This is a genomic window from Klebsiella sp. OBRC7, assembly GCF_000293135.1.
Classification (GTDB): domain Bacteria; phylum Pseudomonadota; class Gammaproteobacteria; order Enterobacterales; family Enterobacteriaceae; genus Klebsiella; species Klebsiella michiganensis.
Genome location: NZ_ALNJ01000137.1, coordinates 1 through 13,103, shown reverse-complemented (window position 1 = coordinate 13,103; position 13,103 = coordinate 1). Strand labels below are relative to the sequence as shown.

Annotated in this window: 9 protein-coding genes and 1 pseudogene; 2 read left to right on the top strand and 8 right to left on the bottom strand. The window is 54.1% G+C overall.

Going from position 1 to position 13,103, the window contains the following annotated elements; translation table 11 throughout:
• Window positions 1-807 precede the first annotated feature (807 nt).
• The gene (locus tag HMPREF1144_RS25570; RefSeq protein ID WP_009654498.1) at window positions 808-1,437 is read right to left on the bottom strand and encodes a phosphatase PAP2 family protein; all 630 of its coding nucleotides are present in this window, start codon (window positions 1,435-1,437) and stop codon (window positions 808-810) included.
• Window positions 1,438-1,897: 460 nt separating this feature from the next.
• Window positions 1,898-2,794, bottom strand: coding sequence for a UTP--glucose-1-phosphate uridylyltransferase GalF (gene galF, locus HMPREF1144_RS25565; protein WP_042928527.1), 897 nt, complete (start codon window positions 2,792-2,794; stop codon window positions 1,898-1,900).
• 976 nt (window positions 2,795-3,770) lie between these two features.
• Here galF and HMPREF1144_RS25560 point away from each other — a divergent pair.
• A complete protein-coding gene (locus HMPREF1144_RS25560) occupies window positions 3,771-5,357 on the top strand; it encodes a TerC family protein (protein ID WP_009654482.1) in 1,587 nt (528 codons plus the stop codon).
• Window positions 5,358-5,596: 239 nt separating this feature from the next.
• Here the strand turns inward: HMPREF1144_RS25560 and asmA are convergent, their stop codons facing one another.
• From asmA to alkA, 4 genes are all read right to left on the bottom strand, one after another.
• The gene (asmA, locus tag HMPREF1144_RS25555; RefSeq protein WP_004852488.1) at window positions 5,597-7,444 is read right to left on the bottom strand and encodes an outer membrane assembly protein AsmA; all 1,848 of its coding nucleotides are present in this window, start codon (window positions 7,442-7,444) and stop codon (window positions 5,597-5,599) included.
• A gap of 27 nt (window positions 7,445-7,471) precedes the next feature.
• The gene (gene dcd / locus HMPREF1144_RS25550) at window positions 7,472-8,053 is read right to left on the bottom strand and encodes a dCTP deaminase (RefSeq protein ID WP_004852489.1); all 582 of its coding nucleotides are present in this window, start codon (window positions 8,051-8,053) and stop codon (window positions 7,472-7,474) included.
• A gap of 90 nt (window positions 8,054-8,143) precedes the next feature.
• Complete coding sequence (gene udk, locus HMPREF1144_RS25545) at window positions 8,144-8,785, bottom strand: uridine kinase (RefSeq protein WP_004122537.1); 642 nt, start codon at window positions 8,783-8,785, stop codon at window positions 8,144-8,146.
• Window positions 8,786-8,899: 114 nt separating this feature from the next.
• Window positions 8,900-9,748: a DNA-3-methyladenine glycosylase 2 gene (gene alkA / locus HMPREF1144_RS25540; protein WP_009654464.1), complete on the bottom strand. Its 849-nt coding sequence runs from the start codon at window positions 9,746-9,748 to the stop codon at window positions 8,900-8,902.
• A 136-nt stretch (window positions 9,749-9,884) separates the two neighbouring features.
• On the opposite strand from alkA, the gene yegD reads away from it, so the two are divergent.
• A complete protein-coding gene (gene yegD / locus HMPREF1144_RS25535; protein WP_042928524.1) occupies window positions 9,885-11,237 on the top strand; it encodes a molecular chaperone in 1,353 nt (450 codons plus the stop codon).
• A 96-nt stretch (window positions 11,238-11,333) separates the two neighbouring features.
• Here the strand turns inward: yegD and HMPREF1144_RS25530 are convergent, their stop codons facing one another.
• Together HMPREF1144_RS25530 and HMPREF1144_RS25525 are read right to left on the bottom strand one after the other, a co-directional pair.
• Window positions 11,334-12,617 carry a citrate synthase gene (locus HMPREF1144_RS25530; protein ID WP_009654505.1) on the bottom strand — a complete coding sequence of 428 codons (1,284 nt, stop codon included), beginning with the start codon at window positions 12,615-12,617 and terminating at the stop codon, window positions 11,334-11,336.
• A 280-nt stretch (window positions 12,618-12,897) separates the two neighbouring features.
• A pseudogene (locus HMPREF1144_RS25525) lies at window positions 12,898-13,103 on the bottom strand (formate dehydrogenase cytochrome b556 subunit); the annotation flags it as partial.

Below are 13,103 nucleotides of genomic sequence, written 5' to 3'. Positions count from 1 at the left end.
TGTATGCGAAATTGTTATTGAAGGCCATTCCTTACGCTTCATACCCGCAGCTTCTCCTGCCCGCCGTCAAACGAACACGTTCTGAGCTGGCGACAACATGCAAGTATATACAGGTTGTAAAGATAATCACCTGTATAGAGTTCACTTTAGGAATTTCAGTCGCATGAAATGAGATGTGATATGGAGAAAACGTCCGTCCGCAGGTACGCTACCGCCCTTGGCTTAACAGCTACCAATGCACTGTACTTCTTTCCCTTTAAATTCAATCGCTGATTTCGATAAATCGGCGATTAATCCATCAAAACAACAATTTCGCGGCCATAAGTTTACGAGATTCTGCCCTCAATTGGGAGCGTAATCTTGAATTATCAGATACGCTGGCAGCACTATGAACGCCCGCCGATAAGGTTATTGTTTTCCGGCTATCACGATCAAATGCCAACAGTATCGAACAACCAGATAATCTCAACCTTATGATTTTATTGCCTTTTTAACCACAGAAAGTGTGTTGACTTAGTTTCAAATTAATTATAGTTAGTCAACTACAAAAATTAATAGTGAAAAGAATTATGCCAGCATGCTGTTATCATTAATAAATTCGATATTTAGCCAGAAAACTTATTTAGGAAACATCCTGGCTGATTATCATTAATGCTAATTATTGCGCAGAATGGTCTATCACAGATTTATTTCATGGATATGAAATATTGCAGCTGCAGACCATTTCACTTTAAATTTCATATTGCATACATTGTGAACAGAACATGAGTCGCTCTGAATCCTTCATCTCTTCCATGCTACCCTGAGTCAGTAAAACCCCTTGTGCAGATCAACTCGGGTAAAAGGTTTTTCCAGTGGGCCAAGCTTTACCGCTATCTCGCCCAGCAGCGATTGGGTTGGCGCCTTCGCCCCGGTATTCAGCAGAAGCACCGGGATAATGATCATGCTAGCCAGGCCGCCAAACGATAGTTGCGCTGTATGAGTATCGCGAACACGCGACTGGAGCAGCAAAAAGGCTGCACTCCCTGCGGCACCCATCAGTAAGCCGGCAATCACTTCCGAAGTTGAATGTGCATGAATCATCAAACGGGAATACCCTACCAGCCCGGCCAGTGCATACCCTAATAAGACGGCAGTAAAGCGAAGAGCTGGTGTGGCGCGCGCGCACAGCAGCCATAAGAGGATTGGCCAGAAAGCGGAAGAGAGTGCGGTGTGCCCGCTAAAGCCAGTGAAGTCCAGCTCGCGAATCCCGATACCCCAACCCATAAATGCCAGTTTTGATGCGCAGACAATGGCGCCAGTTATGCCGAACAGCAGAGCCCAGTGCCAGGCCAGCTGCTTTGAATCTTTTCGCAGAAAAAGAACGATAAACAGTACTGCCGCACTGGGTAACAGTACGGTGCTATCGCCAAAAAAAGTGACAACTTGCCAGTTCATTTCTTTTTCATCCTTTGACGATCTCTCCAGTCCGTAACGTCTTTTCCGCGACATTGGTGTGGGCATACACAATCAGTAACTTCACATTATTATGCATGCGTTACCGTTGTTTAATGCGCAAACATGATCTCAGTCAAGTTTTATTTTCGTCTCACGCCTTGACTAAGGGCCACTTACTTAAGAAAAGTCTTAGTAAGTAATTATCAGCAAAGAGTAAATTTAGCTAGTCCGACCATTTCAGCATGTTACGTCTTCTTCTACTACCAGAAGTCTCCGAACATTGCCTCATGTTCGCAAATGCTACAATATAACAAGAAAAATGCTAACCCATTGTATTCAAATGGATATTAATCAGCGATATCTGCTGAACTTAACGTTGTGAACGGCCACGAATCCTCTTTTCGTCATCAGATAATTCGAACCGTTCACTCTCACGCGCTAATAAGCACTGGCGCGAAAACTACGCCAGCAGCCTCTTAATACTCTCGCGGAATTTTGCCCCTTCTTTATGGTTACGCAGCCCGTAGCTAACAAAAGCCTGCATATAGCCCATTTTTTTACCGCAGTCATAGCTGTCGCCAGTCATTAACATCGCATCAACCGACTGTTTTTTCGCCAGCTCGGCGATCGCATCGGTTAACTGGATACGTCCCCAGGCGCCCGGCTCGGTACGCTCCAGTTCAGCCCAGACATCGGCAGAAAGCACATAGCGCCCTACCGCCATCAGGTCGGAATCCAGGGTTTGCGGTTCATCAGGTTTTTCGATGAACTCAACGATACGGGCAACCTGCCCCGCCGATTCCAGAGCGTCTTTAGTCTGGATAACGGAATATTCGGAGAGATCGCCTTCCATCCGTTTTGCCAGTACCTGGCTACGACCCGTTTCATTGAAACGCGCCACCATCGCGGCAAGGTTATAGCGCAGAGGGTCGGCGCTGGCGTCGTCCAGAATGATATCCGGGAGCACCACCACAAACGGGTTATCGCCAATCAGCGGGCGCGCGCAAAGAATGGAGTGACCTAAGCCCAGCTGCTGGCCCTGACGCACGTTCATGATCGTTACGCCAGGAGGACAGATAGCCTGCACCTCCGCCAGAAGCTGACGTTTTACGCGTTGTTCAAGCAATGCTTCCAGTTCGTAGGAGGTGTCGAAATGGTTTTCTACGGCATTCTTGGATGAATGCGTCACCAGCACGATTTCCTTGATACCCGCAGCTACAATTTCATCAACAATGTACTGCACCATTGGCTTGTCGACGATCGGCAACATCTCTTTCGGAATGGCCTTGGTGGCGGGCAACATATGCATCCCTAATCCTGCTACCGGTATAACTGCTTTCAAACTCACCATTTTCATATCCACCCGTATGGTTATAAACCTTTTGATCCTGTCAGTTTGTATGTATCACTGGCATTTATCAGTGATGATACACGCTTGATACCTGCCATTCTGTCCGTCAAATTCTGAAATTACACGCTGAATTTAAGAATACACGCAAAGTCTACATACCAATAGACAGTTTTAAGAAAATTCTTATACACATATTTTATAAAGAATTTCCATTTAATTACAATGAGTTACTCTGCAACGACACCTTATTTTATTCATAAGGCAGCCTGATGACGCTCATCGCTTCTCCATCGTTTCTCTTTTAATACCTTGTAATCTTTCATCATGAATTGACACAGAACAAGTGACTGTAAAAAAATTAAAATCCAGCCCAAATAATCAATTATACTGATAATAAAATTATTTAACGTACAAAAGTGCCTGAATTGCAGCCAATTACCCGTCACGCCTGGCTTCACGGTCGGCAATGATATTGCTGATAAAAACGACGGGCAGTCAGCTGGCTTTGACCCTTTTCGCTGCTGTTTTTACTGCTCGCCATCACATATAACGCTCATTACATCGTCCTGCAAAAATTGATCTACGGCAAGCCACGACATTAAGTAGTATAAAAATCCAAATTCAAGAAAATCGTTGATATATACATCAAATCTATTGATTGATTCTCGCGTTATCCAAGTATCGTATCCGCCTTCTGCAGCAGAGCAGCATGGTCTTTCACCGTTCGGGTGACATCTGGCTTAAAGTCGTGCGAACCGTCTCCGCCCATATCGCTGAAATTTCGCGCGTTAATTAATAAGTACCATCCAATAAGCGCATTGTGGAAAGGTTATATCCTGCACAAATGACGCTTTTATTTGCTGCTTTATCCGCAGGCGGGTTCGGGGCTGAGCTAGTTAACAGCAGAAAATATTGCATTTTATCTATGGCTTATCCATGATCGGTACATGGCACTCTTAGGTTGTAAAGGTTTTAACTGAATATGGAATGGATTGCCGACCCCTCGATTTGGGCCGGGCTCATTACGCTTGTCGTTATTGAGCTGGTACTCGGTATTGATAATCTGGTTTTTATTGCCATTCTCGCGGAAAAACTTCCTCCCGCGCAGCGAGACCGGGCCCGCGTAACCGGTCTGCTACTCGCAATGGTGATGCGCCTGCTGCTGCTGGCTTCGATCTCCTGGCTGGTCACGCTAACCAAACCGCTCATGACCTGGCACGATCTGAGCTTTAGCGCCCGCGATCTGATTATGCTGTTTGGCGGATTATTCCTCCTTTTCAAAGCCACCGTTGAACTTAACGAACGGCTGGAAGGGAAAGATAGCGATAACCCGACCCAGCGCAAAGGCGCCAGGTTCTGGGGGGTGGTAGCGCAAATCGTAGTGCTTGATGCCATCTTCTCTCTCGACTCGGTGATAACCGCGGTCGGCATGGTTGACCACCTGGCGGTCATGATGGCCGCGGTGATTATTGCCATTAGCCTGATGCTGATGGCCAGTAAAGCCCTCACCCGCTTTGTTAACAGCCATCCGACCATCGTTATTCTCTGTCTGAGCTTCCTGCTGATGATCGGCTTTAGCCTGATTGCCGAAGGCTTTGGTTTCCCTATTCCCAAAGGCTACCTGTACGCGGCTATCGGCTTCTCGGTCATGATTGAATCCTTCAACCAGCTGGCGATTTTCAACCGCCATCGCTTTCTCTCGGCCAACCTGACGCTACGCCAGCGAACCACCGAGGCGGTGATGAATCTGTTGAGCGGGCGCAAAGACAGTAGCGAGCTGGATAGCGAGACCGCCTCGCTGGTTGCCGATCGCGACGATAACCCACTCTTTAATCCGCAGGAGCGACGGATGATTGAGCGGGTGCTGAACCTCAATCAGCGTACCGTCAGCAGCATCATGACCTCGCGTCATGACATTGAACATATTGATCTCAGCGCGCCGGAAGAGGAGATTCGCGCCTTACTCGACAAAAATCAACATACCCGCCTCGTGGTGACCGGCGGCGATGATGACGAGGATATGCTTGGCGTCGTGCACGTGATCGATCTTCTGCAGCAATCATTACGTCATGAACCGCTCAATTTGCAGGTTCTGATTCGTCAGCCGCTGGTGTTCCCGGAAACGCTGCCGCTGCTTCCTGCGCTGGAGCAGTTCCGCAGAGCCAGAACCCACTTCGCCTTTGTGGTCGATGAATTTGGCTCCGTAGAGGGAATTGTGACGCTCAGCGACGTCATGGAGACTATCGCCGGTAATCTGCCTAATGAAGCAGAAGAGATCGATGCCCGTCACGATATTCACAAAAACGGCGACGGGAGCTGGACGGTCAACGGGCATATGCCGCTGGAAGACCTGGTCCAGTCTGTTCCTCTGCCGCTGGATGAGAAACGTGAATACCATACGGTTGCCGGTCTGCTGATGGAGTACCTGCAGCATGTGCCGCGGGAAGGTGAAGAAGTGAAACTAGACGGCTACGTGCTGCGCACGCTGCAGGTGGAGAGCCATCGGGTACAAAAAGTACTGATAGTGCCGCCTGCGCACGATGAAGATGAACTGGACTATGAAGTGTGATGCTCTCTTCGATGAAGCATCAAAAGCCGGACGCAGACGGGTTAAACGATTTTTAAGGGTCTGCTAATCTTTCTGCCGGGTAGTGGCTAGCGCCTTACCCGGCCGACAAAACCTAAACGCTCAGCACATCCCTCTTTAGCCGTAGGCCCGCGCAGGCGATGCGCCGCCGGCAATACCAGAGGAATGCGCATTGCCGGCAATCCGAGCACGATGCGCTTTTTCTGCTTTTCCTGGCCAACTTACAGTTTGTCGAGCAGCTTCTTCACATCCTTACCATCCTGGGTATTTTTATTGCGTTCAGCCCATTCGCTAAGCCGTTTCCTGGCTTCATCCTGCAGCTGCTTGCGGAGTATCTGGTCAACCTGCAGGCTGTAGCTCAGCGTCTGCCAGTTACCATAAATTCGCAAAGGGATCGCCGTCTGCTTGAGCCTGTCGATGAGTTTGCTTTCGCCCTTCCAGCCGCCCAGTACCCGCACGTTGAAGCGCATATCGCAATCTTCTTTCAGCAGGTTGAGCTCACCCTGACCGGTCAGCGCCATCATGTCAGATTGGCCCTGCATATGCGTCAAGGTGACCAGCCCATTATTCAGCGCAAACTCGGTGCTGACAGAATCCAGTCGGGTCGCATTGTCGTAATTTTCCTGCGCCTGAACGTTGGTGCTGCGCTCGACGGCCTGCTGTACCAGCTGCTGGAAGTTGAGCCCTTCAGTACGCGTATCAGTGAGCTGCGTTACCGCCTGCCCCTGCCAGCTGCGGCGGAACTCGTCGGCATCGATCTTGCCGCCGGAGAACTCGCCGGTCAGCGAGAGCTTGCCGGTGAGGTTTATTGAATAATTAAACGCTTTCAGAATCGAGCCGATCTCGACGTTGTCGAGTTGCGGCTGGAAAGAGGCATGCGGCGTTGCGCCGCGCGCATCGAGCGAGCCGGGGAGCGAGAGTCGTCCACCGTCCAGGCTCCCCTGCATCTGATGAATCGTCAGCAGCCCCTGCTGGTTGCTGATTTCACTTTTCACCTGGGTAAAGTGCATCCCCCGCCACTGCAGCTGGTCAGCCGTCAGGTTCAACCGGGCGTTAAAACCGCGCAGAGCGTTGTAATCCTGCTGAATATCGTTATCCGCAATAACCGGGCGTAGCTGCCTGTTCTGGCTTTGCCCCTGCTGGTTAACGCTATTATCGCCAGAGGCGGAGGCATGAGAAAGCAGGCTATCGAGGTTGAGCGTGCCCGCCTGAAGGTTCAGCGTCCAGTCAGGCTGGTCGCCCAGCACGACGCTGCCGTTGCCGGCAATGGTGCTGCCGTTAGCCGTTAAGTTCAGCCCATCGAAGCTGAGCTTTTTCGCATCCTCGACCCAGCTGGCCTGCATACTCGCCTGGCCGCTAATCCCTTCGGGGGGAAGCTCCGCGCCGCGAAGCTGCCAGTTGAGTTGTGAAATATCCGCCTTCAGAGAATGAGGATAATCACCGCCCTGCACCCGGGCGGAGAAGGAAAGCGCCAGATCGCGCTGATCGCGGTTCACCCGGCCAGAGAAATCGACCGTAGCGCGATGGCTGTTGTCCTGCTCCATCTGCAGGCGGATATCACGCACCGTAACCTGCTCGCCATCTTCATGCTGAAAAAAGAGCACGCTATCGGCAATCTGTAGCTTCTGGACATCATACGACCAGCCGCGATCCTCCGGCACCTGAGGCAGCGTATTGTCGTGCGGCACGACCGGAGCCCCCTTGCTACGCACGGCTTCGGTTTTGGAGGTCAGCTGGATCACCGCGCCCTTCAACATCACCTGCTTGACCTGCAGCTGATGGGAGATCAGCGGCAGCAGCCCGACGTCAAGGCGCATATTATCCGCGCGAATAACGGGTTCTTCAGCGCCCGGCGCGGTCAGGGTCATGCGGCCCGAGAGAATGCTGAGCTGCGGCCAGACGTGCCAGCGCAGCGGCCCATTGAGCTCGAGCTGATAGCCGCTACGATCCGCCACCTCTTTAACCATATAGGCGCGAAAATCGTTGGGGTTGACCAGCAATACCAGCGCGGTAAGACCGGCGACAACTACCGCCAGTAAGATCATCAGCGTGGTCAGAATTCGTCTCATGGCATCCTCAGCAAACCGCTAAAATTATCAATCCTTGTCGATTCGACTCGCTACCGCGCCCTGCTGGTCGCGATATTTCGCATCTTCACGGCGATTATAAGGCCGCATCGCCGGCCCGGATAACGGCTCAAAACTTAACGCCCCGATCAGCATCCCCGGACGCAGCGCCAGCGGCAGCTTACCCGAATTATAGAATTCCAGTACGATGCAGCCGGACCAGCCCGGATCGATGCGGTGCGCGGTGACGTGCACCATCAGGCCCAGACGCGCCAGCGAAGAGCGGCCATCCAGCCAGCCGACGAGATCCGGCGGCAGGGTGACCGATTCAAAGGTCACCGCCAGCGCCAGCTCACCCGGATGCAGGAAGAACGCTTCACCATCCGGCAGAACAATCTCTTCGCTCATCACGCGATCCAGCGCCGCGCTGACTTCCGCTTTAGGCCCGCTCAGGTCAATAAAGCCCGCCGTGTGCCCGCGGAAAGTCCGAAACTTATTTCCCAGCCGAACATCGACCGTCGCGCCGTTAATGCGCTCAACGGGCGGGCGCGGATTAATGGCCAGACGCCCCTCATCCAACCAGGCTTCTATATCTCGGTCGCACAGACGCATGAACGTTCTCCTTTAAGGCATTGCGCCCCTACGCCTTCCGGGGATAAGGGCAAATTGGCTTCTCTTTGCACGTTACACAATTCGTTCGTGTTATTCAAAGAACTGACTGATTTTGGCCTTCAATATATCGATGGCGATACGGTTCTTACCGCCGCGAGGCACGATAATATCGGCATACTGTTTGGAAGGGTCGATAAACTGCAGGAACATCGGGCGCACCGTTTTCTGGTACTGCGCCATTACCGAATCCATCGAACGCCCACGTTCATTTACGTCTCGCTTGATGCGCCGCATCAGGCAGATATCCAGCGGGGTGTCGACAAAAATGGAGAAGCTGAGTTCGTTGCGCAGGCGGGCGTCGGTCAGCAGCAGAATCCCTTCGAGAATGATGACTTTCTTCGGTTCAATATGGATGGTTTCCGGCATACGGGTATGCTCAACGTAGCTATACACCGGCAACTCTATCGGCTGGCCGCTTCTCAGCATCTGCAGATGCTGAAACAGCAGACTATGATCCATGGAGCTCGGATGGTCATAGTTGGTTTTTACACGCTCTTCCATCGACAGATGACCTTGATCCTTGTAATAGCTGTCTTCCGGAATAACGCCGATATGTTCATCGCCGACCTGTTCACGTAATTCACGATATAGCGTACTGGCGATAAGGCTTTTGCCCGAAGCCGATGCGCCGGCGATGCCTATAATGACGCACTGATGAGACGTATCAGTCATAAATTTTTGCGACCTGATTAACCTGGGAATGTAGGAAGGGTGGCGGTTGACCGCCAAACGCCGCAATTATAGGGATTTCAGCGCGTCGATACCAGTGCTAAGCGCCTCCCGGGTCTATTCCTCCTCCGGCGACCAGCCTTGCGTATACCAGATATGCAGTAAAGCGTACGAGCGCCAGGGGTGCCAGCGGCTGGCGTAGCGCGCAATCCGCGCCGGCGTCATGCCGGGAAAACGCTGTTTAATCAGATAATCATCCGCCAGGAAGATATCCGGCGCCTGCCAGCCGCGCAGCGCGAAATAGTTCGCCGTCCAGCGGCCTATCCCGGGCAGCGTCTGCAGCTGCTTTATTCCGGCGTCGATATTCTCCGGCGCGGAGAGGGGGAGATCGCCGCGGATAGCCGCCTGCGCCAGGTGGATCAGCGCCTCCGCGCGCCGCAGGGGCATGCCCAGCGCCTTTAGCGCCAGCGGATCGGCCTGCGCCAGCCGCTGCGCGCTCGGGAAGAGATAAAAGCCCGGCGCGTCGGTCAACAGTTCCCCTAAGGCGGCCACCACTTTCCCGGTGAGCTTTGCCGCCATGGCCACGCTCACCAGCTGGCCGAGCACCGCGCGTACCGCTTGTTCAAACGCATCCAGGGAGCCCGGCAGACGAAGCCCCGGCCTTGGCAGCGCAAGGCTTCCCAGCGTCAGGGCGATCTGCTGTGGGTCGCAGGACAAATCAAATAAGCGCGCAACCCGCGCCAGACACGCCTCCGCGACCGGCTGCAGCCCGGCGGAAAGCGTCACCCGCATGCCCTGCGCGGCGTCATCCGGCGTCACCGTGATGAGTCCGGCGTGACCATTCAGGGCGAAGCTACGGCAATAGCTGTCGCCGACAAAAATTTCAATCCCCTGCACCGTACGCGCGCCAAGAAAATGAAACATCCATTGCCAGTCGTAGGGGGAATGCCAGGGTAGCAGCGTCATCATTTCTCCTTTTTTAGCGCTTCAATCATAGCGGCTCCGCGCCGCCTGCGCCTTGCTTTTAAATTCCAGTTGTCCCAGTGCCGTCAATCCGCTAAAGTCGCCCCCCTTCTTCACCGGCATGGGGATTTTGCAGGCTATGTTTATTGGTTTTGACTACGGTACCGCTAACTGTTCAGTGGCGGTGATGCGCGACAATACGCCGCAGCTGCTGACGCTGGAAAACGGCAGTTCACTACTGCCATCAATGCTTTGCGCGCCGACCCGCGAAGCGGTCAGCGAGTGGCTCTACCGCCACCACGACGTCCCGCCCAACGGTGATGAAAACCAGGCGCTGCTGCGTCGCGCGATAAGCTTCAACCGCGAGGAAGATATCGACGTACTCCGCAACAGCGTACAGTTTGGTCTCGCTTCGCTGCATCAGTACGTTGAAGATCCGCAAGAAGTCTACTTCGTAAAGTCGCCGAAATCGTTTCTCGGCGCCAGCGGGCTTAAACCGCAGCAGGTAGCGCTGTTTGAAGACTTAGTGTGCGCCATGATGCTGCATATCAAACTCCAGGCGCAAACGCAGCTGCCGGAAACCATCGACCAGGCGGTTATCGGCCGGCCGATTAACTTCCAGGGGCTGGGCGGCGATGATGCCAACGCCCAGGCGCAGGGCATTCTCGAACGTGCGGCAAAGCGCGCGGGCTTTCGTGACGTCGTGTTTCAGTTTGAGCCAGTCGCCGCCGGTCTGGATTTCGAAGCGACGCTGCGCGAAGAAAAACGCGTACTGGTCGTCGATATCGGCGGCGGTACCACCGACTGTTCGCTGCTGTTGATGGGGCCGCAGTGGCGAGAAAAAGCCGATCGCCAGCAAAGCCTCCTCGGCCACAGCGGCTGCCGCGTCGGCGGTAACGACCTGGATATCGCCCTGGCCTTTAAATGCCTGATGCCGCTGCTGGGCATGGGCGGCGATACCGAAAAAGGCATCGCGCTGCCGATTCTGCCGTGGTGGAATGCGGTGGCCATTAACGACGTGCCGGCGCAGACCGACTTTTACAGCGCCGCCAACGGTCGCCTGCTTAACGATTTGCTACGCAGCGCCCGCGATAGCGAAAAAGTCGCGCTACTGCTGAAGGTCTGGCGTCAGCGTCTGAGCTATCGCCTGGTACGCAGCGCGGAAGAGAGCAAAATCGCCCTTTCCGCGCAGCCGAGCGTCACCGCGGGGCTGCCGTTTATTAGCGACGAGCTGGCGACAGCCATCAGCCAGCAGGGTCTGGAAGCGGCGCTGGATCAGCCGCTGGCCCGCATCATGGAGCAGGTTCAGCTGGCGCTGGAAAACAGCAATGACAAGCCGGACGTGATTTACCTGACCGGCGGCAGCGCTCGCTCGCCGTTGATCAAAAAAGCGCTGGCGGCGCACCTGCCGGGTATTCCGGTTGCCGGAGGCGATGATTTTGGCTCGGTTACCGCCGGGCTGGCCCGCTGGGCGCAGGTGATGTTTCGTTAAACAGCCGCTGCGTTCCCGCTCCACAGAACGCAGTGAATGTGTAGCCCGGTTCAGCGCAGCGCGAGCCGGGCTAAATCCTCCCTATTGCCCCTGTTGTCACACTTCACGCCGCGAAACGTAATCCCGCCGCTTTTCGCCGGTATAAATCTGCCGGGGACGATAAATAGTCAGCGGCGCTTCGTGCATTTCGTTCCAGTGCGCCACCCAGCCAAGCGTTCTGCCTACGGCGGTAATCACCACAAACATCGATGAAGGCAGTCCCATCGCCTTGAGGATCACCGCAGTGTAGAAATCCACGCTCGGCGACAGGCCATTTTCAACAAAGTACGGGTCGGTCAGCGCCACCTCTTCGAGGGCCATCGCCACCTGCAAAGGCATGTCGGACATCCCCAGTTCCTTCAGCACCCGGTGACAGGTTTCGCGCAAAATAGCGGCGCGTGGATCAAGATGACGGTAACGAGAGTTACCGAATCCCAGACGACGAAACGCCTGCGGATCGCGTTTCGCTTTGCTCAGGAACGCCGGAATTTGGTCGACGGTGTTGATCTCCTCCAGCATCCGCATACTGGCTTCGTTCGCCCCGCCGTGGGCCGGTCCCCATAAAGAAGCGAGCCCGGCGGCAATGCAGGCAAAAAGATTCGCCCCGGAGGAGCCCGCCGCCCGGACGGTGGTCGTCGATGCGCACTGGCCGTGGTCGGCGTGCAGCACCAGGATCTGGTTCATCGCCTGCTCAATCACCGGATTCAGCTGATACGGCTCCGCCGGGATAGCAAACAGCATATGCAGGAAATTCCCCGCGTAGGAAAGATCGTTGCGCGGATACTGCGCCGGTTGCTCAATAGAAAACTTATAGCTCATCGCCGCGAGCGTCGGCATTTTCGACAGCAGGCGGGTGGCGGCCAGCGCGCGGTGCTCAGGATTTTCGACGTCCAGCACATCGTGATAGAACGCCGCCAGGGTGCCCACCAGGGCGCACATTAGGGCCATCGGGTGCGAGTCGCGACGAAAGCTGCTGCACATGCGGGCAATCTGCTCATGCACCAGGCTATGGCGGGTAATCGTGTTTTTAAAGGCTTGATAGCTGGCTTCGTCAGGCGCATCGCCGCGCAGCAGAATCCAGGCCACTTCCAGGAAGTCGCACTGGCGCGCCAGCTGATCGACCGGATAGCCGCGGTGCAGCAGAATGCTCTTTTCGGTATCAATCCACGAGATGGCCGACGTACAGCCTGCGGTGTTAGCAAAACCGGGGTCGTAACTGCATATACCTGCGGACGCCAGCGGACGAATATCCATGCCGGGATAGCCCTGCGTCCCTGAGACCGTACTCAACGGAATGGACTGTTGTTCATCCAAAGAAAGCGTTAGCGATTTCGTCGTCATCCTGTCAGGTCCCCTTCCACAACGAATGATGAATTAACCCGGGCGTTTCTCCGGGCGCAACGGCCAACATAACCAGAGTCGTCCGGCGATTCTTTGATATGGATAACCAAAACATTCATAAAACAGCGTTATTATCAGCGGTTTTATGTTGATTACCCTTTAATAATTACCGATAAAAATAGCGCGTAATCGCGTGTTCACCTTGCGGTTTCCCTGCCATTACGCGCGCTCGCTACGATAATATCCGCTGCATGGCAGCGAACTTATCGTATTTGTTTTATCAATCTTTCGTCCGTTTCGCTTTCACTTCACGATACCAGCGCGGGTGATGTTTCTTCGCCCAGGTCTTCGTGACCCAGCCTTCCACCATCGCGGTAATGGTGCCCTTCACCCACAGCGCAGCGTAAATATGCACCATGATCACCACAATCAGCGCTACCGCAGAGAAGGAGTGCAGCATCAGCGCGAAGCGGATAACCGGGATGG

Coding starts and splice junctions, on each gene's coding strand:
- HMPREF1144_RS25570 (WP_009654498.1), bottom strand. CDS start 1,437: ATGAACTGGCAAGTTGTCACTTTTTTTGGCGATAGCACCGTACTGTTA.
- galF (WP_042928527.1), bottom strand. CDS start 2,794: ATGAAAATGGTGAGTTTGAAAGCAGTTATACCGGTAGCAGGATTAGGG.
- HMPREF1144_RS25560 (WP_009654482.1), top strand. CDS start 3,771: ATGGAATGGATTGCCGACCCCTCGATTTGGGCCGGGCTCATTACGCTT.
- asmA (WP_004852488.1), bottom strand. CDS start 7,444: ATGAGACGAATTCTGACCACGCTGATGATCTTACTGGCGGTAGTTGTC.
- dcd (WP_004852489.1), bottom strand. CDS start 8,053: ATGCGTCTGTGCGACCGAGATATAGAAGCCTGGTTGGATGAGGGGCGT.
- udk (WP_004122537.1), bottom strand. CDS start 8,785: ATGACTGATACGTCTCATCAGTGCGTCATTATAGGCATCGCCGGCGCA.
- alkA (WP_009654464.1), bottom strand. CDS start 9,748: ATGACGCTGCTACCCTGGCATTCCCCCTACGACTGGCAATGGATGTTT.
- yegD (WP_042928524.1), top strand. CDS start 9,885: ATGTTTATTGGTTTTGACTACGGTACCGCTAACTGTTCAGTGGCGGTG.
- HMPREF1144_RS25530 (WP_009654505.1), bottom strand. CDS start 12,617: ATGACGACGAAATCGCTAACGCTTTCTTTGGATGAACAACAGTCCATT.